The organism is Halosolutus gelatinilyticus (assembly GCF_023028105.1).
GTDB classification, from domain to species: domain Archaea; phylum Halobacteriota; class Halobacteria; order Halobacteriales; family Natrialbaceae; genus Halosolutus; species Halosolutus gelatinilyticus.
This window is the reverse complement of record NZ_CP095491.1, coordinates 2,542,759-2,566,813: the sequence shown is the minus strand read 5'-3', so window position 1 is coordinate 2,566,813 and position 24,055 is coordinate 2,542,759. Positions and strand designations below refer to the sequence as shown.

The following is a 24,055-nucleotide window of genomic DNA, read 5'->3' as shown; positions in this document are numbered from 1 at the left end:
GTTCCCGATCGCACGCACAAAGCACAGCTCGAAGCGCGTGAGCAATATATTTGTGATCGTAGTTCGAACGCGAAAGTAATGGCCGATCCGAGCGGCGGGCTGGACGAGCGGCGCTCGATTACGCAGTTCGGAAGCGTTCGAACGGTCGATCACCGAACGGTTCGGCCGGAGGAGAACCACACGGAGCGCTGCGTTTCGTGCGAGGCGCGGATGACCCGCGGACTCGTCCGACGATTCCGCGAGCAGTTCGTTATCGCCGGCGTCCCCGTCCGATCGCTGTCGGAAGGGCGTAACCACTACTGTCTCGACTGCGCGACGAGGGACCACGATCGGTCGGATTCCGCGACCGCGACCCGGCCATCGAGCGACCGCCGAGACGACGAGGCGAGAGAGCGGGTCGTCGATCGGGATCGCCAGTAGGCGTTCCGCGCGACGTCCGACTCGGCCGATCGGAACCCGGCGCACGACCGTCGCCGATCGGACGCCACCGCATTTCGGACGAACGGATTGTCCAGCGTTATCACATCTCCCGAGCGCACAAATAGACCGACCGTCTGGATAGTGGTATGTCGAGCGGGCCGAACGTAAACGAAGACAGTCTCACGGAGGGCGAACTCGTTCGCCCGATGTTCAGACTGGCGTGGCCCCTCGTGGTCATTCAGTTGTTACAGGTCGCGTACAACGTCGGCGACACCTTCTGGCTGGGCGCGCTCTCGCCCGACGCCGTCGGCGCGATCAGCCTCGCGTTCCCGCTCCTCTTTCTAGTGATCTCCGTCGGCGGCGGGTTCACCGCGGCCGGCGCCATCCTCATCGCCCAGCACACCGGCGCGGAGAGCGGGAAGGGCGGGTTGATCGCCGGACAGACGATCTCGTTCATCTCGCTGGTCGCGATCGGCCTCGGAATCGTCGGCTACTACGCGACGGAGCCGATGCTCGAGGCGCTGCCCGCCGATAGCGACACGAAAGCGGAGATCCTCCCGCTGGCCGCCGAGTACCTGGAGATCTTCTTCCTCGGCGTTCCGTTCGTCTTCGGCTTCTTCGTCTTCGCCTCGCTCATGCGGGGGTACGGCAACACGCGCGCGCCGATGCGCGTGATGGCGATCAGCGTCGTGATCAACCTCCTGCTCGATCCGCTGTTGATCTTCGGCTGGTGGGTGTTCCCCGAACTCGGCGTCGCCGGCGCCGCCGTCGCGACGGTTCTCTCGAGAGCGATTGCGACGGCCGTCGGCTTCTACCTGCTGTACTACACGGACGTCGGCCCGGAGATCGGCGTCGACCACATCCGCCCGCGCCTCGAGTACGTCACCGAGATCGTCCGGCTGGGGGTGCCGACGGCCCTCGAGCAGTCGATGACGGCCCTGGCGCTGGTCGTGATGACGGCGATGGTCGTCACCTTCCCGCCGGCGGTGGTCGCGGCCTACGGCCTGGGCAACCGACTCATCTCGCTCGCGTTCCTGCCGGCGATGGGGCTAGGTCAGGCGACGGACTCGATCGTCGGCCAGAACCTGGGTGCCGACAGGTCCGATCGCGCGGCGAAGGCGACGTGGATCGCGTCCGGCGTGATCGCCGGCATCATGCTCCTCGCTGGCGCGATCGCCTTCCTCTTCCCCGAGCCGTTCGTCTCGGTCTTCCTCACGGCCGACGAAGCGGGGCGCGCCGAGACGATCGCCTACGGCGTCACGTACCTCCAGTTCGCCGCGTTCGCGTTCGTCTTCATGGGCGTCCTGCAGGTGATTCAGGGGGCGTTCCGCGGCGCGGGCAACACGAAGACGGCGCTCGTCTTCGCCGTGCTCGGACTCTGGATCGTCCGCGTCCCGATCACCTACTACCTCATCTTCATCGCGGAGTGGGGAACGACCGGGATCTGGACGGGCGTCGTGCTCGGCGACGTCGCCAGCGCGATCGCGGCCGTCGCGTGGTTCACGCGCGGGACGTGGAAGAAGTCGATCGTCGAGGAGGAACCGGGATCGACGGCCGACTCGGCCGATCAAGCCGATCCAGCCGAGGATAGCACACTCGCCGAGTAATCGAGGGTATCGCGTTCACTCCGTCGCGAGCGCCCACTCGTCCGGCCCCGTCGACTCGATGACGTCGCGTCGTTCCATCTCCGCCAGCACCTCGGGAATCCGATCGGGCTGTGCGATCTCCATCTCGATCCGATCGATGCCGTGGAACTCGGCGAGGAAGTGACGGATCTCCTCCCGCGTGAACGTCTCCTGGTCGGCCTGGTCCATCACGCCCGAGATCAGATCGGTCATGTCCTCGATGAAGTTCCACGGGTAGACGATCCAGGTCCACTCCTCGAGGCGTTCGCCGACGTACTCGGGTTCGAACACGCTCGTCTGGAGGAGTTGGAGCGTCGCCGTGCGGACTTCGTCGGCGTCCCGCTCGTCGACGTACTCGTAGGCGTGTTCGATCGAGCCGCCGGTGTCGGCGATGTCGTCGATGATGAGGACGTCCTTGCCCTCGACGCTGCCCTCGGGCATCGGGTACCGGACGGTCGGTTCGCCGCTCTTCTCGGCGGTGCCGACGTAATGTTCCATCTTCAGGCTCGTCAGATCGTCGAGTCCGAGAAAGTCACAGAGACACCGGCCCGCGAACCAGCCGCCGCGGGCGAGCGCGACGATGACGTCTGGTTCGAACTCGTCGCGTCGAACCTCGTCGCTCACGTCTCGACACAGGCCGTAGATGTAGTCCCAGTTCGTGATCGTACAGTCGAAGTCGTCCGGTAAGTCGGACATCTGGTTGCACCTACTCGGTGCCAGGTCCGGGGAGCCTATAAGTGGGCTGAAACGGGGTACCTTCCGAAATAGCAACTGGACGTCACATTTTCGACTCCACGACACGGTCCGCGGAACCGAAACTCGATCGACTCTCGATCCCGTCGATCACCGCTCGATCGGCCAGCCAGGGACCGGACAGGACAGCGCCAGAGCTATATAATCGAGTAATACAACTAGATTATCGATGGCGCGAACCCAGATCGAAGCCGCCCGCGAGGGAACGATCACCGAGGAGATGGAACGAGCCGCCGAGCGCGAGAACCGCGATCCCGAGTTCGTTCGGGAGCAGGTCGCCGCGGGACGGGCCGTGATCCCGGCGAACCGGAACCACGACGCGATCGATCCGATGATCATCGGCCGCGAGTTCGCGACGAAGGTCAACGCGAACATCGGCAACAGCGAGACGACCAGCGATCTCGCGGAAGAGGCCGAGAAACTCCACGCGGCGGTCCACTACGGCGCGGACACGGTGATGGACCTGGGGACGGGGAGCGACTTAGACGAGATTCGCGAGATGCACGTCGATCGCTCGCCCGTGCCGATCGGGACGGTGCCGCTGTACGAGGCCGTCAAGCGAGCGGGGAGTCCGGAGGACCTGACGAAAGACCTGCTTCTCGAGGTCATCGAGAAGCAGGCCGAGCAGGGCGTCGACTACATGACGATCCACGCCGGAATCCTGCTGGAGCATCTGCCGCTGACCGACGGGCGGAAGACGGGAATCGTCTCGCGCGGCGGTTCGATTATGGCGTCGTGGATGGAGTCTCACGGGAAGCAGAACCCGCTGTTTCAGGTCTACGACGAGATCTGTGAGATCTTCGCCGCACACGACGTCACGTTCAGCCTCGGCGACAGTCTCCGGCCGGGCAGTCTGGCCGACGCCTGCGACGAGGCCCAGTACGCCGAACTCGATACGCTCGGCGAACTCACCCGCCGCGCCCGGGAGTACGACGTCCAGGTGATGGTCGAGGGACCGGGCCACGTCCCGATGCACAAGGTCGCCGAGAACGTCGAGCGCCAGCAGGCCGTCTGCGACGGCGCCCCGTTCTACGTCCTCGGGCCGCTCGTGACCGACATCGCGCCCGGCTACGATCACATCACGAGCGCGATCGGCGCCGCGATGGCCGCGCAGGCCGGTGCTGCGATGCTGTGTTACGTGACGCCCAAGGAACACCTCGGGCTGCCCGAGGAGGAAGACGTCCGCGAGGGCCTCGCGGCGTACCGGATCGCCGCACACGCGGGCGACGTGGCCAACGAACGACCGGGCACCCGGGACTGGGACGACGCCCTCTCGGAGGCCCGGTACGCCTTCGACTGGCGCGAGCAGTTCCGCCTCGCGCTCGATCCCGATCGGGCCCGCGACTACCACGACCAGACGCTCCCCGGAGACAACTACAAGGAGGCGCGCTTCTGCTCGATGTGCGGCGTCGAGTTCTGTTCGATGCGGATCGATCAGGATGCGAGGGAAGATGGCGAGATGGCCCGCCTCGAATCGACGACCGATCTCGACTCCTCGCCCGCCGCGGAGGTGAACCTGCCGCCGACCGGGACGCACGAGGTCGACGAACGCGACGCTCTCGCGGAAGAGGTCCCGTCCGGAGACGACTGATCGGTCGATCGCGAACCGTACTCGAAAACCGTCGAAGCGGTCGTTACGGCCAGAGCGCCCGCCGAACGTTTACCAGACCGTACCCCTGCTGCTCGGCGGGGAGTCCGATGTCGTCGGCCGTGTCGCGGAGTCGCTGGCGCGCGTCTGCGCGAGACAGGCCGGTGGCCATCAGCTGGGCGCCGGCGCCGGCGACGTGCGGAGCGGCCATCGACGTACCGGAGAGGCGCTGGTAGTCGTCGTCGGGATACGTCGACAGCACGTCCACGCCGGGCGCCACGAGTTCGATCTCGGGGCCGGAGGCCGAGAAGTTCGCGAGTGTGTCGTCCCGATCCGTCGCGCTGACGGCGATGCACTCCTCGAACGCCGCGGGATAACTGATGCAGGTGGCACAACCGCCGTTGCCCGCCGCGGCGACGAGCAGGACGCCGCGCTCGGCGGCGTATCGGCAGGCGTCGTGGATGACGCCCGAGTAGCGCCCGCCGAGGCTGAGGTTCGCGACGTCGATCCCCTGGTCGGCGGTCCACTCGATGCCGGCTGCGATGTCCGAGTAGGTGCCGGTTCCGTTGCCGTCGAGCACCTTGACGCCGTAGAGGTCGACGTCGGGACCCACGCCGACGACGCCGTCGCCGTTCAGGGCTGCCCCGGCGGTGCCCGCGACGTGGGTGCCGTGCCCGTTGTCGTCGTCCCAGCACGTCTCGCAGCCCTCGGAACAGCCGGAGAAACAGGCTCCGCCGGCGACGTTCCCCTCGAGATCGGAGTGCGACGAGTCGATACCGGTGTCGATGACCGAGACGCTGGCGCCGGCTCCGCCGTAGCCGCTGTCGTGGGCGACGTCGGCCTCGACCCGTTCGATCCCCCACGGGTAGTCATCGAGGGCCCGCATCTCGCCGTTCTTCTCGACGTACTCGACGTGCGGGTTCTTCTTCAGACCCTTCGCCGCGGTCTCGGGGACGTCGATCGTCACCGCGCCGAACGCGAACTCCCGTTTCACGCCGCCGGCCGCTTCCGCTCGCGCGACCTCGGCGCCGCGCTCGTCATCGAACCCGACGTTGATCTCCAGCAGTTCCTCGGAAGCCGCCACGGTTCCGGCGAGTCCGAGGGCCGCCGATCCGCCGATCGTTCGCAGTACGTTTCGCCTTCTTATTTGATTATTATTACTCATCTAGCGATCGTCTGAACGACGTTTTCATAATTATTGTTTTCTGAATGAAATTGAAAATATCTAGCGCTCAATTACTTTCTACTGATTTCTGTTCGTGTTGAATGGTAGTTAGGTAATTCGAGAGGTCGATCGGAACCCCGGGCGAAACCGTCCACCGACGAATCACCGTCGGCGGGTCGACACGACTTTGGTCCCGGCTACACCTTCGATGGAATATGTACGACACACGGACGGTGGGAGTGCGACTCGTCGACGCGTTCACCGACGAACCGCTCGCGGGGAACCCGGCTGGCGTCGTCCCCGACGCCGACGGCCTCTCGACGGCACAGATGCAGGCGATCGCGAACGAACTCTCCGTGAGCGAGACCGCCTTTGTTCTCGGGAGCGACGACGCCGATCGGCGGATTCGCTACTTCACGCCGACCCAGGAGGTCGACCTCTGTGGACACGCGACGATCGGCTCGTTCGCAATCCTCCGCGAGGAGGGGCTCGACGCGGGAACGACGACGCTCGAAACGAACGTTGGGGTGCTCGAGATCGAGGTCGAGTCGGACGGGACGGTCTGGATGACCCAGGACGCGCCGACGATCCGCGAAGTGGACGTCGACTACGATCGGATCGCCGACGCGCTCGGCGTCGAGCGAGCCGCGCTGGAGGGTGCGAGCGCCGACCTCCCGCTCGCGGTATCCTCGACCGGACTCCCGTTCCTGATCGTTCCCATCACCTACCTCTCGGATCTCGGGAACGCCGAGCCGGACATGCGCGCGATCGAAGCGCTCGCCGACGACGTCGACGCGACCGGGGTCTACGTGTTCACGTTCGACGCCCTCGGCGCCGAATCGACCCTCCACGGGCGGATGTTCGCCCCCGGCGCGGGCGTTCCGGAGGATCCCGTCACGGGGACCGCGAGCGGCGCCGTCGGCGCGTACCTCGATCGGTTCGGCGCGTTCGACGACGACTTTCCGGACGAACTGCGACTGGAGCAGGGCCACTACGTCGACCGGCCCGGAGTCGTCTCCGTTCGAGTGGCGGGAACCGTTCGGGTCGGCGGCCGCGGCGTGACGGTCCTCGACGGCACGATCGCCGTCCCCGCGGACGAAGACGACGAGATCCTCGAAGCCTGAGTCGATCGGATCAGCGAACCGTCCGCCGGCTTCGCCCGCGCGATCGGGGCGTCCGACGCCGACTGCGGACCGCCGGGGTCGGCGGACCGTCCGGGTGGCGCACCGCCGGTCGGGGGCCCAAAAATTGCCACCGACTCGAGAGAAGTCATTCACCCACGAGTTACGATTCGTGCGGGCTGTTCGCAACCTTCTTTATTCGGTCGAGTGACCACGCAGGTACAGATGGCTGTACTCTGGCTGGAAGAAATCAGCGCCGACGACCTCGAGACGGTCGGCGGAAAAGGTGCGTCCCTCGGCGAGTTGACGGGAGCCGGGCTGCCCGTCCCGCCCGGATTCGTCGTCACCGCGGGGACGTACCGCTCGTTCATCGAAGAGGCGAACATCGACGAGGAGTTGTTCGCCGCCGTCGACGTCGACGTCGACGAGTCGAACGCGCTCGCCGAGGCGGCCGATCGCGCGCAAGAACTCATCCTCGAAACTCCCTTCCCCGAGGACCGCCGCGAGGAGATCCTCGACGCCTACCGAGAGGTCGGCGACGGGGACGCCTTCGTCGCCGTCCGCTCGTCGGCGACGGCCGAGGATCTGCCCGACGCGTCCTTCGCCGGCCAACAGGAGACGTTCCTCAACGTCACCGAGGAGGCCCTGCTCGATCGGGTCCGCGAGTGCTGGGCCTCGCTGTTCACCCAGCGGGCGATCTACTACCGCCAGGAGCAGGGCTTCGACCACTCGGCGGTGAACATCGCGGTCGTCGTCCAGCAGATGGTCGACGCCGAGAAGTCCGGCGTGATGTTCACGAGCCACCCCTCGACCGGCGATCCGACGATGATCATCGAAGCCGCCTGGGGCCTCGGCGAAGCGGTCGTCTCCGGCGCCGTCTCGCCGGACAACTACGTCGTCGAGCGCGACGATCGATCGATCGACGCGACCGTCGCCGAGAAGAAGGTGATGCACGTCAAGGACGAGGAAACCGGCGAGACGGTCGAGCGCGAGGTCGCCGAGGAAAAGCGCAACGCGCGCGTTCTCGCCGACGACGAGATCGACGAACTGCTCGATCTCGGCGAGCGCGTCGAGGACCACTACGACCAGCCCCAGGACGTCGAATGGGCGATCGCCGATGGGGACGTCTACATGCTCCAGTCGCGGCCGATCACGACGATCGACGAGCAGGACGCGGGCGCCGTCGATCCGCTCGAGAGCGAGATCGAGGCGGCGAAGGGGGTGACCGACGGCAGCGGTAGCGTCCAGGCCGCCGAAGACACCGGGACGGAGGCTGGGACGTCCGGCGCGTCCAGCGAGGTCGTCGTCGACGGCCTCGGCTCGAGTCCGGGAACGGTCAGCGGCGCCGCCCGGATCGTCAAGAAACTCGACGACCTCGACAGGGTCGGCGAGGGCGACATCATCGTCACCGAGATGACGATGCCTGACATGGTTCCCGCGATGAAACGCGCCGCGGGGATCATCACCGACGAGGGCGGCATGACCAGCCACGCCGCGATCGTCTCGCGGGAACTGGGCGTCCCCGCGATCGTCGGCACGACCAACGCCACGACGGTCCTCCAGGACGGCCAGGTTGTCACGCTCGACGGCGAGAAGGGCCGGGTGCTCGAGGGACGCGAGGTCGAACCCGACGAGGAGACCGAACCCGTCGAGGAGGTCCGTCCGCAGTCGCCGGTCAAGCCGATGACCGCGACGGAGGTCAAGGTGAACGTCTCCATTCCGGAGGCCGCCGAACGAGCGGCCGCCACCGGCGCCGACGGCGTCGGCCTGCTCCGCATGGAGCACATGATCCTCTCGCTGAATCGGACGCCCGCGAAGTTCATCGAGGACGAGGGCGAGGACGCGTACGTCTCGGAACTCGTTCAGGGCGTCCGCACCGTCGCCGACGAGTTCTACCCGCGCCCCGTCCGCGTGCGCACACTCGACGCCCCGACCGACGAGTTCCGCCAGCTCGAAGGCGGCGAGAACGAGCCCGACGAGCACAACCCCATGCTCGGCTACCGCGGCATCCGGCGCTCGCTCGATCGACCGGACGTCTTCGCCCACGAACTCGAGGCGTTCCGTCGGCTGTACGAGATGGGCTACGACAACGTCGAGATCATGTTCCCGCTGGTCAACGACGCCGAGGACGTCTACCGCGCGAAACAGCTGCTGACGGAGGCCGGGATCGACCCCGAAAAGCGCAAGTGGGGCGTGATGATCGAGACACCCGCCTCCGCGCTGTCGATCGAGGGAATGGCCGAGGCGGGCATCGACTTCGCCTCCTTCGGGACGAACGACCTCACCCAGTACACGCTCGCGGTCGATCGGAACAACGAGCACGTCGCCGATCGGTTCGACGAACTCCACCCCGCCGTGCTCCGGCTGATCGGCGACGTGATCGCGACCTGCCGCGAACACGACGTCGCCACGAGCATCTGCGGCCAGGCCGGCTCCAAGCCGGAGATGGCTCAGTTCCTCGTCAACGAGGGCGTGAGTTCGATCTCCGCGAACATCGACGCCGTCCGCGACGTCCAGCACGAAGTGAAGCGGGTCGAGCAGAAGCTGATGCTCGAGTCGGTTCGATAACCGCTTCCGAGGTCACGTTCCCGTCTTTTCGACCCGGTACCAGCCCCCGTCCCAGCTCAGACCGTACCCGAGCAGCGACTTCAGCGTGAGGATGCCGAAGGCGGGGTAGAACAGCGGCGCGAGGACGACGCACCAGTGGAGGCCGTCGATTCGGCCGTCTCTCCGGTCGCGCCACGCGACGAGCCCGATCGTCGCCAGAAGAACGGTAAACGGCATCAGAAACGCGGATTCGACGTCGAGAACGAGCAAGAGGAGGAGTTTCGAGGCGAGCGCGAGCGTGACCAGGCACCCGAACAGGCTCGAACACATCCGGCCGATCGAGACGAGGCCGCGACGGCGGACCCGTCCGCGGAGCAGTTCGACGAGCGTCGCGTGTAACACCTCGATCTGGCCGACGCGCCAGCGCTTTCGCTGTCCCCAGAGGTCGGACAGCGTGTGGGGTGCCTCCATCGTGTTGGTGCACTGGCGGGCCTGCCTGACGTCGAGTCCCTCGCGATAGCAGGCGTGGGCGAAGTTGAGGTCCTCGGTGAGCACGTCGTCGTAGCCGTCGACGCGTTCGAACGCCTCGCGGGTCATCACCGTCGAGGAACTCCGGCAGTTCGTGAAGTCGAACAGTTCGACCAGCTTGTAGCTCGCGTGGAAGACGATCCGCTCGCAGTAGGCGACCGTCTCGACGGGACCGGTCGGGCGCGGAACGCGCCGGCCCTGGAAGACGTCCGCCCCGTCGGAGAGGGCACCCATCGCCTGGGAGAGAAACTCCGGGGCGATCCACTCGTCGGCGTCGAAGACGGCTACGTTCTCGGCGTCGAGTTCCCTGACGGCGTAGTTGACCGCCCCCGCTTTCGAACCGGACTCGCCGTTGATGAGTACCTCGACCCCGTCGTGGGCGTCCGCGAGCTCGCGGGCGCGCTCGCAGGTCGCGTCGTCGTTCGGTTCGGCGACGATCGCGATCTCGAGCGGGTCGTACTCGCTCTCGACGAGACTCTCGACGCTCGCGTCCATCACCCGATGATCGCGATAGACCGGGACGATCGCCGTCACCGGCGGGCCGTCGGCGATCGGTTGAACGGCGTCCCGAGACGTCCACACTTCGCGAACGAGGAGCGCGCCGGTGAGCGTCACGAACAGCGTGAACACGGCCACGGTCGAGAGGGCTTCGAGGAAGACGAATCGAATCGTGACGACGAATAGATCGATCGTCAGCCGCTGCACGTCCGCCCCGTGGACGAGTCCGACGAGCAACAGTCCGGCGGCGCCGGCGGCGGTTCCGGCGTGCTCCACCGCGCGCGGCAGACGGCCGTTCATGGACGGCCATTTCAACGCACCGGTTATCAATATGTGTTGTTTCGAGCGATCGAGACGTCGATCGAGGACGGCCGGCTCGTCGACCCGGATCCGATCGTCGATTCGGCGCTCGAGCCCCGCGAGAGCGGTTCGCGACCGATAAACGCAACTACTAAACCGTCGACCAACTACGTACGCGATATGCAAGCGGAGCCGCAGTCGTTCGATCGGGTGCTCTCGTCGATGTGTACGGAGCCACACCCGGTAGCGCGCGACGCGGCCGAACGATTTCTCGCGACGAATCCGGGCGACCCGGGAACCTATCCGGCCGTTGCGGCCCTCGAGGACGACGCGATCGCGATGCTGGGCGAGATCGCGGACCTCGACGAACCCGCGGGATACGTCGCCAGCGGCGGGACGGAAGCGAACATCCAGGCCGTCCGCATCGCCCGCGAGCGGTGCGAGGCGGACACCCCGAACGTCGTCATGCCCGAGTCGGGCCACTTCAGCTTCCGGAAAGCCGCGGACGTACTCGGCGTCGAGCTCCGCATCGTCCCGACCGACGACGACTACCGGGTCGACCTCGACGCCGTCCGCGCCTGCGTCGACGAGGAGACGGCGCTGGTGATCGGCGTCGCCGGCACCACCGAGTACGGCCGCGTCGATCCGATTCCCGAACTCGGATCGATCGCCCGGGAGGTCGACGCCATGTTCCACGTCGACGCCGCCTGGGGCGGGTTCGTCCTGCCCTTCACGGACTACGAGTGGAACTTCGCGCACGCGCCCGTCGACACCATGGCGATCGATCCGCACAAGATGGGACAGGCCGCGGTGCCGGCCGGCGGACTGCTCGTCCGCTCCGCCGGGTTGCTCGACGAACTCGCGGTTTCCACGCCGTACCTCGAGTCGACCTCCCAGGCGACGCTCACCGGGACGCGGTCGGGTGCGGGCGTCGCCAGCGCCGTCGCCGCGATGGAGGAGCTGTGGCCCGCGGGCTACCGCAGCCAGTACGTCCGATCGCGGAATAACGCCGAGTGGCTGGCCGATGCCCTGGAGAAACGCGGCTACGAGGTCGTCGATCCGGCGCTGCCGCTCGTTGCGGCCGACGTGCCGCGATCGACCTTCGACGCGCTCCGGGCGAGGGGGTGGCGGATCTCGCGAACGGGGTCGGGCGAGCTTCGGATCGTCTGCATGCCCCACGTCAGCCGCGAGATGCTCGCCTCCTTCATCGGTGACCTCGATCGCCTCGAGGTGCGCGCGAGCGTGCCGATCGCCGGCGACGACTGAGCGGATCGGCGAGCGTCGACCGGCCGCTCGTCGGCGCCGAAACCGATACGCGTTTTTGGCAGCCCCGCCCAGGTCCCGCCGTGAATCTCGACCGACAGGACGGGGTCGCGATCGTCGGCTTCGCGGCGATCGTCGCCCTCTCGCTTCTCGCCGAACCGACGGTTCTATCGGCCGCACTCGGCGGTTTCCTCCTCTCGATCACCGTCCGGCGGCTCTACGAGGGGCGGCCGTGGGAAGCGCTGGCCTGGCTCGCCTGGGTCGGCGCCGCCATCGGGCTCGTCTTCGCTCCCGACGGCCCGGCGTTCGCCGCGACGGTTCTCGCGCCGCTGGCGATCGGCTCGGGGCTGCTCTTCGCCAGCCGGTTCGAGTTGCTGCCGCCGATCTGGGACGCCGATCGAGAGCCCGCCGACGGACGGTAAGAACGGTTTCGAGAGGCGGAGTGCGAAAGCGAGCGACTCCGCCGAGACGGACGTCCCCGACGGTCGCCGCCGCTCGCTCCGTCGCAGCGACCGACGAGAATCGGGGGTGATCCCGCCTCGTTCCGATCGGGCGGGAGGTGACGGTTCGATTCGGTTGAACTACCGAATCAGAAGAACGTTCCCTGCAGGAAATTGACGTACTCCACGACCGCGAGGTACACCGTGTACGCCAGCACGAGCGGAACGATCCACCGGACGACGGTAATCCAGTACGTGTCGAAGCCGTTGTTTCCGCCCCGCCCCTGTCCGAGTTCGTCGAGGGCGTCGGGAGCGTACACCCAGCCGATGAAGATCGAGAGCACCAGCCCGCCAAGGATGAGCAGAATGTTGTTCGCGAACTTGTCGTAGGTGTCGAGGTACGTCAGGTCCATCGCGGTCGGAAGGCCCACGACGAAGATGATCCCCGCCAGTCCGAGCGTCGCCGGGATGCGATCGATGTCGAACGTGTCGGTCACGAACGAGACGACGACTTCGAGGATGCTGAACGCGCTGGTCAGCGCGGCGATCGCCAGCATGATGAAGAAGATGCCGCCCACGATAGTGCCCGCGGGCATGGTCTCGAACGCGGTCGCGAGACTGATGAAGACCGCGCCGGCGCCGCCGCCGTCTTGGACGAGGTTGACCCCCTGGGAGGCGAGGAACGGGAAGGCGACGAGGCCCGCCAGGATCGCGACGATCGTATCGATGGCGACGATGATGAGCGAATCGCTGAGCAAGTTCCGATCCTCACCGAGGTACGAGGAGTAGGTGATCATCACGCCCATCCCGAGCGAGAGCGTGAAGAACGCCTGCCCGGCCGCGGCGGGCAGAATGTCCACCACGTCGGAGACGAACGTATCCACGTTCGGGGAGAGGTAGAACTCGTAGCCGGCGCCCGTGCCCGGGAGCGTCGCGGCGTACACGGCGAGGCCCACGAGGAGCACGATGACGCTCGGCACCATCAGCTTGGCCGCCCGCTCCAGCCCGTCGCGGACGCCGAGGGAAACGATGCCAGCAACGAGCGCCATGAAGACGGCGTGGTAGATGATCGCGTTCGTTCCGGACGCGGTCTGGCCGAAGAAGGTCGCTGGGTCTTCACCGTAACCGCCGGTGAAGCTGGCAATAATGTACTGGAGAACCCAGCCGCCGACGACGCTGTAGTACGACAGGATGATGAAGCCGGCGACCGCGCCGATCACCCCGGCGAACTTCCAGGACGGATGCCCGAGACGCCTGAACGCGCCGATCGGGTTGCGCTCCGATCGTCTGCCGATGACGAACTCGACGAGCATCACCGGCAGTCCGATGAGCGCGACCAGGAACAGGTAGACCAGCACGAACACTGCTCCGCCCGATTCGGCCGTCAAGAACGGGAACCGCCAGATGTTTCCAAGCCCCACTGCGCTGCCAACGGCGGCAAGAATGAATCCTGCCCGCGTTGCCCAGGTATCACGTACCATAGGCTTAGCTTGACTGATAGTGGATTAAATACCTACTGAATCTGCGACGCCGCCCTCCAGTATTCCGCGCCAACGGTTTTTCTGATACATTTTCGTAAATTCCCAGACACTATCACGATACTGGATGAATATTACTGAACAGAATTCCACAAAATCGGCTATGGATGAATTAATTTGGGTACGGTGGCACGGGTCGCGAGACCGGCCGTACGAGTCCTCCGAAATCCCGTGCGTTGGAGCCGGTCGCTGCCCGTCGGCGGTCGCGGATCGAGAACAATGCTTTTGGTGACGCCGCCGAAATACTGACCCGAGTGATGACGACGCTCGCTGCGGCCGGCGCTCGTTCTATGCGGATGCGGCGATAGCGTCGTCTACGGGTAGACCGCCGCGCGTTGTACCGGTCATACGGTTTCCGCGCGACGCGAAACCCGGACCGATCGATCTTCAACGGTACCGCGCGCGAACCGATCGAAAACCGGCGGGTTTTACGCCCGCCACCGACAGCACACAGATATGAGCACCGACGAGTTTCCGACGGACCGCCCCGCGGTCGTGACCTGCGGGTTGCCCTACGCCAACGGCGACCTCCACATCGGTCACCTCCGCGGATACATCGGCGCAGACGCGTTCAACCGCGCGCTCCGGACGCTGGGCCAGCGATCGGCCTACGTCTCCGGCTCCGACATGCACGGCACGCCGGTCGCCGTCAACGCCGAGGAGCAGGGCGTCGATCCCGAAGACTTCGCTCTCGACTGGCACGAGCAGTACGAGGAGACGTTCCCGCAGTTCAACGTCGAGTTCGACAACTACGGCCACACCCACGACGAGACCAACACCGAACTGACCCAGGAGATCGTTCGAACGCTCGACGAGGAGGGGTATATCTACGAGAAGGCGATCCAGGTCGCCTACGACCCCGACGCCGATCAGTACCTCCCCGATCGCTACGTCGAGGGGACCTGTCCCTACTGCGGCGCGAAGGCCCGCGGCGACGAGTGCGACGAGGGCTGTCAGCGCCACCTCGAACCCGGCGAGGTCGAGGACCCGAAGAGCGCGATCACCGGCAATCCCGCGGAGTACCGCGAACGCACGCACAAGTTCTTCCGCGTCTCCGAGTTCGCCGACTACCTGACCGACTTCCTCGACGATCTCGAGGGCACCTCGAACGCGCGCAACCAGCCCCGCCAGTGGATCGAGGACGGCCTCCAGGACTGGTGCATCACGCGGGACATGGACTGGGGGATCGACTATCCTGCCGACGGCGACGACGGCGCCGACGATCTCGTCCTCTACGTCTGGGTCGACGCCCCGATCGAGTACATCGCCTCGACGAAGCAGTACGGCGAACGCGTGGGCGAGGACGAGTACGACTGGGAGCGCGTCTGGAAGGACGACGGCGAGATCGTCCACGTCATCGGCCGCGACATCATCCAGCACCACACCATCTTCTGGCCCGCGATGCTCGAGGGGGCCGGCTACAACGCCCCGCGCGGGATCGCCGCCACGGGCTTCATCACGATCGGCGGGAAGGGGCTGTCGACGAGTCGCAATCGCGCCATCTGGGCCCGCGAGTACCTCGACGAGGGCTTTCACCCCGATCTGCTGCGGTACTACCTGACGACGACGGGCGGCCTCCAGCAGGACGTCGACTTCACGTGGGACGCCTTCCGGGAGAAGGTCAACGGCGAACTGGTGGGGACGATCGGCAACTTCTGGTACCGATCGCTACTGTTCGCCTACCGGAACTACGAGGGAACCCCCGACGCCGACGTCTCCGAGGAGGTCCGCGAGCGGATCGAGGGCGCGATCGGCGAGGTCCGCGAGAGCGTCAACGACTACTCGCTGCGCGGGGTCGGGCAGGCCGCCACGGCGCTCGCCCAGTTCGGCAACGAGTACATCCAGCGCAACGAGCCCTGGAAGCTGACCGACGACGACCCCGATCGCGCCGAACAGGTCATTCGCGACTGCGTCCAGATCGCCAAGGCCGTCGGCGTCCTCCTCGAACCGATCGCGCCCGACAAGGCCCAGCGGCTGTGGGAGCAGGTAGGGGAAGACGGCGCGGTCGCGGACGCCCACCTCGAGGACGCGCTCGAGGCGCCCCCGCGGAACTTCGACGAACCCGACGAACTGTTCGCGAAGATCGAAGACGATCGCGTGGCCGAACTGGAGGAGAAACTGGACGCCCGGATCGAGGAGGCCGCCGCGGCCGAGGACGAAGGCGAAGAAACCGAAAGCGACGACACCCCCGCGGACGAATCCGAGGCCATGACGGACACCGAGGACCTCGAACCGCTGCTCGAGGACCGCATCAGCTTCGAGGACTTCCAGAATCTGGACATTCGCGTCGGCCGGATCGAGTCGGCCGAGGGGATCGAGGGCGCGGACGACCTCGCGCGCCTCGAGGTCGACATCGGGTTCGAGACGCGACAGGTGGTCGCCGGGATCAAGCAGCTTCACGACCTCGACGAACTCTCCGGCGAGAAATGCGTCCTGCTGGCGAACATGGAGCCCGCGGAGCTGTTCGGCGTCGAATCGAACGGAATGATCCTCGCCGCCGGCGACGAGGCTGACCTGCTGACGACCCACGGCGACGCCGCGATCGGCGAGAAGGTCCGGTAACGCGGCGACCGAAATACCCCGTCGACCCGTTAGATCTCGTCGACCAACTGCGAGAAGTCGTCCGTGTCGACGATCTCCATCGTTTGACCGTCGAGGCCGTGCCGGCGAAACGTCAGCGCGCACTTGAACGCCGCCTCGTTGTCCCTAGCCTCGAAGGTGACGAGAAAGTCGTGCTCGCCGAGAACCGCGTAGGAATCGAGTAGCTCGGCGTTGTGCTGCTCGAACTCCGTCCGGATTTCTCCCCACACCGACGCCATCTCTTGAGCGTTTTGGACGTCTCGATCGGCCAGTTCGATGAGCGAAGCGTAGGTGGGCATACGTCAGGCGTGGGCGAGGCGATGGAAAACGGTTGTCGTGGCACAGGACGGGACGCGAGCGCACCGTTCAAAAGAAACTCAGTATCGAGTGAATCACGCATCTTTTTGCCGGTGCCGACGGTAGATCTCGCCATGAGAAACGCGAAGATCGTCTGTACGCTGGGCCCCGCCTCGAGCAGCGGGGCAGTGATTCGGGATCTCGCCGACGCCGGGATGTCCGTGGCCCGGTTGAACGCGAGCCACGGCAGTCGCGAGGATCGGGCCGAGCTCGTCGATCGAGTTCGCGACGTCGACGGCGGGCGCGAGGAACCCGTCGCCGTCATGCTCGACATGCAGGGGCCCGAGATCCGAACCGCGCCGCTCCCGGACGGCGAAACGGTTCCGCTGGAGACCGGATCCGAGATCGAGTTCACCGTCGGCGACGAGGCGACGCCCGATCGAGTCGGCCTCTCCTTGCCGATCGACGCCGTCGAGGCGGGCGATCGCATCCTGCTCGACGACGGCCTGATCGAGACGACCGTGCTGGAGGGGACGGACGATCGGATCCGGGCGCGGGTCGACACCGGCGGCGACCTCGCGGGCCGCAAGGGCGTCAACGTCCCGGGCGTCGACCTCGATCTGGACATCGTCACCGAGTCCGATCGCAAGGACCTGGAACTCGCCGCCGAGAAGGAAGTCGACTTCGTCGCGGCGAGTTTCGTCCGCGACGCCGAAGACGTCTACGAGGTCAGCGGAGTCTTGGAGGAATTGGGCGTCGAGATCCCGATCATCGCGAAGATCGAGCGGGCTGGCGCGGTCGAGAACCTAGACGAGATCACCGACGCCTCCTACGGGATCATGGTCGCCCGCGGCGACCTCGGCGTCGAGTGCCCGATGGAGGACGTGCCGATGATCCAAAAGCGGATCATCCGGAAGTGCCAGGCGGCCGGTAAGCCGGTCATCACGGCCACGGAGATGCTCGACTCGATGGTCCACGCGCGCAGGCCCACGCGCGCTGAAGCGTCGGACGTCGCCAACGCCGTCCTCGACGGCACCGACGCCGTGATGCTCTCGGCCGAGACCGCGATCGGCGATCACCCCGTCGCCGTCGTCGACGCCATGGACCGCATCGTCCGCCAGGTCGAGAACTCCACCGAGTACGCCGAGACGCTCGAACAGCGCGTGCCGCCATCCGGCGACGCGCGGACGGACGCGCTGGCCCGATCGGCGCGCTACCTCGCGCGCGACATCGACGCGGACGCGGTGGTGGCCGCGACCGAGTCCGGCTACACGGCGCTGAAGACCGCGAAGTACCGCCCCGGCGTCCCCGTCGTCGCGTCGACGCCGAACCACGGCGTGCGCCGCCGCCTCGCGCTCTCGTGGGGCGTGACGCCGCTGTACGCCCACGTCTCCGACCAGGGGGCCGGCGCGGTCGTCGAGAAGGCCGTCCAGTCGGCCCTCGACGCGGGCGTCGCCGACAGCGGCGACACCGTCGTCGTCCTCTGCGGGATGATGACCGAACTCGAGGGGGCGAACACGACGAACATGCTCAAGGTCCACGTCGCCGCCGAGGCGCTGACGACCGGCCGCGTCGTCGTCGAGGGCCGGACCTCCGGACCGATCGCCCACGTCCCCGACGGCGATCTCGCGGACGTTCCCGACGGCGCGATCGTCGCGCTCTCCGCGGAGTTCGACGCGGAGTTCGAGGGCGATCTGACGAAGATCGCCGGGATCGTCGACGCCCAGCGCGGCATGACGGGCTACCCTTCGCTGGTCGCCAGGGAGATGGACATCCCGATGATCAGCGGAGCGGACCTCTCCGAGACCGAGGCGGGAACCGTCGTGACCCTCGACGCCGAACGGGGCGTCGTCTACGGCGGGAATACCCGACACCGGGCGGATCGCGCCTGAAAGCCTTCGGCTAGCGGCGGTCTCGTTCGGAGTCCGTGTTTTCGGTGGTGAATCGCCCTCGCTCGCGTCAGTAGTGACATCCCGCGACTAACCCGGTACGATCGCCGGCGGACCGCGGGTTTTTGGCGGCGGCGCGCATACTGCGTCGCATGGCAGACGAGGCGTCCGGAAACGGTGCCGGCGAGCGCGACGACGCCGTCGCCCCGTCGCGGACGAGCCCGGACGAAACGGACGATCGAACGCGAGCGGACGACCGAGACGACCACGGCGATCGGATCCCGATCGATCTCTCCGGCTCGAACGCGGCCCGGTCCGACGGAGCGGACGAGGAGGACCCCTACGCGCCGGAACCGAACTCTGAACCGATCGAACCCGGCAATCCGGAACTCGAACACGCGGTGTTCGTCGTTCTCGGCGCACTCGTGACCGTCGCCGTGATCGTTCGGCTGCTCGCGCTCCCGGTCTGATAAAGCGCGGCCGTCCGTGCAATAAACCTTTAATCGGGCCGAGACCTTAGCCACCAGTATGGTCGAACCCCTCTTCGAGAACGTCCCCCTGTTGCTGCTGGCGGTGGGACTCGTCCTGATGGGACTCGAGGCCCTCTCGCCCGGCGCGCACTTCATCGTCATCGGGGTCGCGCTGGCCGGCGCGGGGCTCGTCGGGTTACTCTTCCCGCCCGCAGCCCACGTGCTCGTACTGGCCGCGCTCACGCTGGCGATCGGAATCGCCGCGACCTACGTCTACCGCGAGTTCGACTTCTACGGCGGGAAGGGAACCGCCCAAACGTCGGACTCGAACTCACTGGCCGGGGCGACGGGCTACGTCACCGAGACCGTCACGAACCGCGGCGGCGAGGTCAAACTCGAAAGCGGCGGCTTTTCCCCCTACTACAGCGCGCGATCGACCGGCGACACGATCGAAGAGGGCGAGGAGATCATCGTCCTCGATCCCGGCGGCGGGAACGTGCTCACCGTCGAATCCATGTCGGCGATCGGCGAGGACGAGATCGATCGCGCGCTCGCTCGCGAGGCGGCGGTCGACCGGGCGTCGACCGAGGTCGACGATGACCACTCGACCGAACCGTCCGAAACCGAGTCGGGGACCATCGACTGACGGTCGGCTCCGCGAAAACATGTCTGATCAGTAAGGGAACGCTTTTTATCCCACCGGCGTAAGGGCGAAACATGGAACTACTCCCCATGCAGACTACCGGTGCTGCGGTGCTGATCATCGGTGCCCTCGTACTCGTCGTCGTCATCGCCGCGCTCCTCAGCGCGATCGAGATCGTCGACGCGTACGAGAAACGCGCCCTGACCGTCTTCGGCGAGTACCGGAAACTCCTCGAGCCGGGGATCAACATCGTCCCGCCGTTCGTCTCGAACACCTATCGGTTCGACATGCGAACGCAGACGCTGGACGTCCCCCGACAGGAGGCGATCACGCGGGACAACTCGCCCGTCACGGCCGACGCCGTCGTCTACATCAAAGTGATGGACGCGAAGAAGGCGTTCCTCGAGGTCGACAACTACAAGACCGCCGTCTCGAATCTCGCTCAGACGACCCTGCGGGCCGTGCTGGGTGACATGGAACTCGACGACACCCTCAACAAGCGCCAGGAAATCAACGCGCGCATCCGCCAGGAACTCGACGAACCCACCGACGAGTGGGGGATCCGCGTCGAGAGCGTCGAAGTGCGCGAAGTGAATCCCTCGAAGGACGTCCAGCGCGCGATGGAGCAACAGACCTCCGCCGAGCGCAGACGGCGGGCGATGATCCTCGAAGCGCAGGGTGAACGCCGCAGCGCCGTCGAGAAGGCCGAGGGTGACAAGCAGAGCCAGATCATCCGCGCCCAGGGTGAGAAACAGAGTCAGATCCTCGAAGCCCAGGGTGACGCCATTTCGACCGTGCTTCGCGCGCGATCCGCCGAGTCGATGGGCGAGCGGGCGATCATCGACAAAGGGATGGACGCGCTGACCGAGATCGGCCAGAGCGAGTCGACGACGTTCGTGCTCCCGCAGGAACTGTCCTCGATGGTCGGGCGGTACGGCAAACACCTGACCGGCAGCGACGTCGCGGACGGCGACGACCAACTCGAGAGCCTCGAGTTCGACGAGGAGACCCGCGAACTGATCGGCCTCGACGATATCGCCGAGATCATCGGCGAGATCGACCAGGAGGCCGACATGGACGTCGAGGCGATGGAACAGGAGGCCCAGGCCATCAAGGAAGGAAAGGAGCCGGCGGATATCGCCGACCCGAACGAAGTAATCGAGGAGATGGACCAGGACTTCCAGGGGCAGACGGACGGCGGCTCCGACGCGGTGGTCGGCGACACTGACGAATCGAACGAGCGTAACTGACCGCGACCCGAACGATCGATCGTCGACGATCGGACGCGGGCAATCGACGATTGTCCCCACCGAGGGGACGTTCAAAACCGCCAGAGAGTCTCGGTACGAGTAACGAAACGGAGCGAAACCGGTTTTACGACGCGCCCCATGGGCAACTGTAGACGCACGATGACTGCTCCCGACGGGGTCGACGATAGCAAACGGGCGACCCTCCGCCGATTCGCCGCGCTCGGTGCCACTGCGCCACTCGCTCGATTCTCCGAGACGGGCGCGGCCGAGACCGGCGAAAGCGACGCTCGGGACGCGATCGCCGGCTACCTCTCGACGACGCCCGGCGCGCACTTCTCGAAGATTCGGGACGACCTCCAGCTCGGGACGGGCGAAACCCAACATCACCTCCGCCAGCTCGAGGATGTCGGCGCGATCGAGCGCTACCGGGATGGCGACTACAAGCGGTTCGTGCTCGCGAACCGGTTCGACGAGTTCGAGAAGGACGCGCTCGGCTACCTCCGTCGATCGACCCCGCGCGGGATGTTGATCGAACTCCTCCTCGATCCCGAGGCCACCGCCGGCGACCTCGCTGACGCCCTCGACGTCTCCCCGCCCACCGTCAGCAAGTACGCGGGCGAACTCGAAGACGCGGGGCTCCTCTCGCGCGAGGACGGCTACGCGGTCGAACGGCCCGAGACGGTGTTGCTTCTGATCGTCCGCCACGCAGACTCGTTCGGCCAGCGAGCGATGACGCTCGCCGGAAACGCCGACGGGTATCTCGAATACAGCGGGTGAGACCGGTCGCAATCGGCACGCCGGACGCCGTGGTTTTCACGGTTGCTGCCGAAGACGGCGAGACGGGGCGCTCGCCGGGACCGAGTAGCGTCGAAACAAATATCGAACCGCGTGGAGGGACCCCGCTAACGCGCGGTTAAACGTCGACTTTCCAAGTGGTACTGGAGGAGTAACCCCACTTTTCGATGTCGACGTCGTACTCGCCTTCCTGGAGCGCCGTGATGTTCGCACCGACTTCTTTGGCCGTCATCCCGAGTTCTTTCCCGATCAGCCGCGATTTGAAGTACGTCTTCGTCGCCGCGTTCTCGCGGAGGTACTGAAGAATCTGCCGCTGTTTGCTCGTGAGTTCGGGGGCCATTGCAGTGCTCATAGTCGTTCGGATGGCCGGATCGCCCTTAGGGGGTTTGGTACGTCCGGTTAACCCGCCGCCGTCATGCGGTTTTTGCGTCGGGTAATCGATCGATACTCGGCTGGAAAGGTAGCGTTGGTACGCCCGGTTAATTCATTCCGTTCGGGGACTGTACCGATCGACTGACTGTTTCGGGGGAAACGAGCGGCTAGCCTCGCGATTGCCGGCTACCGATCGTACGCCGTCGTCCGGAAGGGACCGAACGCGCACGCGACCGCCTCGCCGAGCGCGCGCGTCCGATCGGTCAGCCCGTCGGTGAGCGCGCCCGCCGCCCCTTCGGATTCGGCGACGCCGTCGGTGTCGAGGAAGTCGTCCATTACCGGCCCGAGTTCCGCGCCCGCGTCGAGTCGATCGGCGACGCGATCGGGGAGCCGGAGGGTCGGGCCGCCCCCGCGTTCGACTCGGTCGCCGTCGGTGACGGCGGCCCACATGATCAACGAGAGCCCCGGCGCGCCGTCGAGTCGAGCGACGCCGCCCTCGAGTCCGACGCCGTAGGTCGCGTCGGTCGCGGTCAGGGATCGACGAGCGCGGTTCTCCGCGCCCGTCACCGTCTCTTCGATCGACCACGGCTGTTCCGGAATTCCCGGATCGACCGCGACCGGCGTGACGGTCGGGTCGAACCGATCGAGCGTCCGTTCGACCGCCTCGATCTTGACGGGGTTCGTACTGCCGACTGCGACGTCCATACCCGCCGTTAGCGCCGGCGAACTTCAGGGTTCGCGATCGCGCCCGACGGAACCTCACTTTAATGTTTTGATTTTTAATGCCAGACCCGACGAATTACCCGTTTTCGAGCGGTGTCGGATCGAGATTTCGAAAGCATTAAACCTTGGGTGTCAGAACGAGGTAGGTAACGACTCCGTCCGGCTTTTGCGATTGGTTCGGCCGGGCAGCACTCGCCATCGCATGACAAGCACACGATCGAACACCAGAGTACGACGTACCGAACGAGAAACGACCGACGAAACCGCCGAACAGGAAGCCGACAGCCTCGCCTGTCCGGAGTGTACGGGTAACCTCATCGTCGACGACGAGCACGGCGAAACCGTCTGTGAGGACTGCGGCCTCGTCGTCGAGGAAGACTCCGTCGACCGCGGGCCGGAGTGGCGCGCGTTCGACGCCGCCGAGAAGAACGAGAAGTCCCGCGTGGGCGCGCCCACGACGAACACGATGCACGACAAGGGACTCTCGACCAACATCGACTGGCGGAACAAGGACGCCTACGGTAACTCCCTCGGATCGCGCCAGCGCGAGAAGATGCAGCGCCTGCGCAAGTGGAACGAGCGCTTTCGCACCCGAGACTCCAAGGAGCGCAACCTCAAACAGGCACTGGGCGAGATCGATCGGATGGCGAGCGCGCTCGGCCTGCCGACGAACGTCCGCGAGACCGCTTCGGTGATCTACCGCCGCGCGCTCGAGGAGGATCTTCTGCCCGGCCGATCGATCGAGGGCGTCTCGACGTCCTGCGTCTACGCGGCCGCGCGCCAGGCCGGCGTCCCGCGCAGCCTCGACGAGATCGCGGACGTATCGCGCGTCGAGAAAAACGAGATCGCCCGCACGTACCGCTACGTGGTCCGGGAACTCGGCCTCGAAGTCCAGCCGGCCGATCCCGAGAGCTACGTGCCGCGGTTCGCCTCCGGACTCGAACTCTCCGACGAAGCCGAACACCGCGCCCGATCGCTGCTCCAGAACGCAAAGGAGAAGGGCGTCCACAGCGGCAAGTCGCCGGTCGGCCTCGCCGCCGCCGCGGTCTACGCCGCCGCGTTGCTGACCAACGAGAAGACCACCCAGGCCGCCGTCAGCGACGTCGCCGACATCTCCGAAGTGACGATCCGAAACCGCTACCACGAACTCCTCGAAGCCGAGGAGACGCTGGGCGTCGCGTAATCGCCGCCGCTACCGATCGCGGAATTCGCCGAAACGACACCGTTTTTCCGCCGCCGCGCGCAGTATC

General features: G+C 66.2%; 21 protein-coding genes. 14 read left to right on the top strand and 7 right to left on the bottom strand.

What is annotated here, in order from left to right:
• The first annotated feature begins 78 nt into the window (after positions 1 to 78).
• Both MUH00_RS12715 and MUH00_RS12710 read left to right on the top strand, forming a co-directional pair.
• Positions 79 to 420: a DUF8108 domain-containing protein gene (locus MUH00_RS12715; RefSeq protein ID WP_246999079.1), complete on the top strand. Its 342-nt coding sequence runs from the start codon at positions 79 to 81 to the stop codon at positions 418 to 420.
• Positions 421 to 566: 146 nt separating this feature from the next.
• Positions 567 to 2,027, top strand: coding sequence for an MATE family efflux transporter (locus tag MUH00_RS12710; protein WP_246999078.1), 1,461 nt, complete (start codon positions 567 to 569; stop codon positions 2,025 to 2,027).
• Between the two features lie 15 nt (positions 2,028 to 2,042).
• Here MUH00_RS12710 and MUH00_RS12705 read toward each other — a convergent pair whose 3' ends face one another.
• Positions 2,043 to 2,741, bottom strand: coding sequence for a phosphoribosyltransferase (locus MUH00_RS12705; RefSeq protein WP_246999077.1), 699 nt, complete (start codon positions 2,739 to 2,741; stop codon positions 2,043 to 2,045).
• Positions 2,742 to 2,967: 226 nt separating this feature from the next.
• Here MUH00_RS12705 and thiC point away from each other — a divergent pair, with 226 nt between their 5' ends.
• Positions 2,968 to 4,389: a phosphomethylpyrimidine synthase ThiC gene (gene thiC / locus MUH00_RS12700; RefSeq protein WP_246999075.1), complete on the top strand. Its 1,422-nt coding sequence runs from the start codon at positions 2,968 to 2,970 to the stop codon at positions 4,387 to 4,389.
• 43 nt (positions 4,390 to 4,432) lie between these two features.
• On the opposite strand, the gene MUH00_RS12695 is transcribed toward thiC, so the two are convergent.
• Positions 4,433 to 5,551, bottom strand: a complete 1,119-nt coding sequence (locus tag MUH00_RS12695) for a S8 family peptidase (protein ID WP_246999073.1) — start codon at positions 5,549 to 5,551, stop codon at positions 4,433 to 4,435.
• Positions 5,552 to 5,766: 215 nt separating this feature from the next.
• Between MUH00_RS12695 and MUH00_RS12690 the strand changes: the two genes are divergently transcribed.
• Complete coding sequence (locus MUH00_RS12690; RefSeq protein ID WP_246999071.1) at positions 5,767 to 6,675, top strand: PhzF family phenazine biosynthesis protein; 909 nt, start codon at positions 5,767 to 5,769, stop codon at positions 6,673 to 6,675.
• A gap of 222 nt (positions 6,676 to 6,897) precedes the next feature.
• Positions 6,898 to 9,240 carry a phosphoenolpyruvate synthase gene (ppsA, locus tag MUH00_RS12685; protein WP_246999069.1) on the top strand — a complete coding sequence of 781 codons (2,343 nt, stop codon included), beginning with the start codon at positions 6,898 to 6,900 and terminating at the stop codon, positions 9,238 to 9,240.
• 12 nt (positions 9,241 to 9,252) lie between these two features.
• Here the strand turns inward: ppsA and MUH00_RS12680 are convergent, their stop codons facing one another.
• On the bottom strand, positions 9,253 to 10,545 hold the full coding sequence (locus MUH00_RS12680; RefSeq protein WP_246999067.1) for a glycosyltransferase family 2 protein: 1,293 nt from the start codon (positions 10,543 to 10,545) through the stop codon (positions 9,253 to 9,255).
• Between the two features lie 180 nt (positions 10,546 to 10,725).
• On the opposite strand from MUH00_RS12680, the gene mfnA reads away from it, so the two are divergent.
• Together mfnA and MUH00_RS12670 are read left to right on the top strand one after the other, a co-directional pair.
• A complete protein-coding gene (gene mfnA, locus MUH00_RS12675) occupies positions 10,726 to 11,811 on the top strand; it encodes a tyrosine decarboxylase MfnA (RefSeq protein ID WP_246999065.1) in 1,086 nt (361 codons plus the stop codon).
• 80 nt (positions 11,812 to 11,891) lie between these two features.
• Positions 11,892 to 12,230 (top strand): hypothetical protein, encoded by a 339-nt coding sequence (locus tag MUH00_RS12670; RefSeq protein WP_246999063.1) that lies wholly within the window; start codon positions 11,892 to 11,894, stop codon positions 12,228 to 12,230.
• A gap of 167 nt (positions 12,231 to 12,397) precedes the next feature.
• On the opposite strand, the gene MUH00_RS12665 is transcribed toward MUH00_RS12670, so the two are convergent.
• Positions 12,398 to 13,729, bottom strand: coding sequence for a sodium-dependent transporter (locus MUH00_RS12665; protein WP_246999061.1), 1,332 nt, complete (start codon positions 13,727 to 13,729; stop codon positions 12,398 to 12,400).
• Between the two features lie 513 nt (positions 13,730 to 14,242).
• Between MUH00_RS12665 and metG the strand changes: the two genes are divergently transcribed.
• A complete protein-coding gene (gene metG, locus MUH00_RS12660) occupies positions 14,243 to 16,348 on the top strand; it encodes a methionine--tRNA ligase (RefSeq protein WP_246999059.1) in 2,106 nt (701 codons plus the stop codon).
• A gap of 29 nt (positions 16,349 to 16,377) precedes the next feature.
• Here the strand turns inward: metG and MUH00_RS12655 are convergent, their stop codons facing one another.
• Positions 16,378 to 16,665: a GYD domain-containing protein gene (locus MUH00_RS12655; protein ID WP_246999057.1), complete on the bottom strand. Its 288-nt coding sequence runs from the start codon at positions 16,663 to 16,665 to the stop codon at positions 16,378 to 16,380.
• Positions 16,666 to 16,797: 132 nt separating this feature from the next.
• On the opposite strand from MUH00_RS12655, the gene pyk reads away from it, so the two are divergent.
• The 5 genes from pyk to MUH00_RS12630 all read left to right on the top strand — a co-directional run bounded on the left by pyk (position 16,798) and on the right by MUH00_RS12630 (position 21,692).
• Positions 16,798 to 18,555 carry a pyruvate kinase gene (gene pyk, locus MUH00_RS12650; protein WP_246999055.1) on the top strand — a complete coding sequence of 586 codons (1,758 nt, stop codon included), beginning with the start codon at positions 16,798 to 16,800 and terminating at the stop codon, positions 18,553 to 18,555.
• Positions 18,556 to 18,704: 149 nt separating this feature from the next.
• Complete coding sequence (locus MUH00_RS12645; RefSeq protein ID WP_246999053.1) at positions 18,705 to 19,022, top strand: DUF7312 domain-containing protein; 318 nt, start codon at positions 18,705 to 18,707, stop codon at positions 19,020 to 19,022.
• Between the two features lie 58 nt (positions 19,023 to 19,080).
• Positions 19,081 to 19,668: an NfeD family protein gene (locus MUH00_RS12640; RefSeq protein ID WP_246999051.1), complete on the top strand. Its 588-nt coding sequence runs from the start codon at positions 19,081 to 19,083 to the stop codon at positions 19,666 to 19,668.
• A gap of 71 nt (positions 19,669 to 19,739) precedes the next feature.
• Positions 19,740 to 20,915: an SPFH domain-containing protein gene (locus MUH00_RS12635; RefSeq protein WP_246999049.1), complete on the top strand. Its 1,176-nt coding sequence runs from the start codon at positions 19,740 to 19,742 to the stop codon at positions 20,913 to 20,915.
• 159 nt (positions 20,916 to 21,074) lie between these two features.
• Positions 21,075 to 21,692 carry a winged helix-turn-helix transcriptional regulator gene (locus MUH00_RS12630; protein WP_246999047.1) on the top strand — a complete coding sequence of 206 codons (618 nt, stop codon included), beginning with the start codon at positions 21,075 to 21,077 and terminating at the stop codon, positions 21,690 to 21,692.
• Between the two features lie 136 nt (positions 21,693 to 21,828).
• Here the strand turns inward: MUH00_RS12630 and MUH00_RS12625 are convergent, their stop codons facing one another.
• Together MUH00_RS12625 and MUH00_RS12620 are read right to left on the bottom strand one after the other, a co-directional pair.
• The gene (locus MUH00_RS12625; RefSeq protein ID WP_247003963.1) at positions 21,829 to 22,050 is read right to left on the bottom strand and encodes a DUF7123 family protein; all 222 of its coding nucleotides are present in this window, start codon (positions 22,048 to 22,050) and stop codon (positions 21,829 to 21,831) included.
• Between the two features lie 218 nt (positions 22,051 to 22,268).
• Positions 22,269 to 22,787, bottom strand: a complete 519-nt coding sequence (locus tag MUH00_RS12620) for a DUF84 family protein (RefSeq protein WP_246999045.1) — start codon at positions 22,785 to 22,787, stop codon at positions 22,269 to 22,271.
• Positions 22,788 to 23,007: 220 nt separating this feature from the next.
• On the opposite strand from MUH00_RS12620, the gene MUH00_RS12615 reads away from it, so the two are divergent.
• On the top strand, positions 23,008 to 23,988 hold the full coding sequence (locus MUH00_RS12615) for a transcription initiation factor IIB (protein ID WP_246999043.1): 981 nt from the start codon (positions 23,008 to 23,010) through the stop codon (positions 23,986 to 23,988).
• Positions 23,989 to 24,055: the final 67 nt, after the last annotated feature.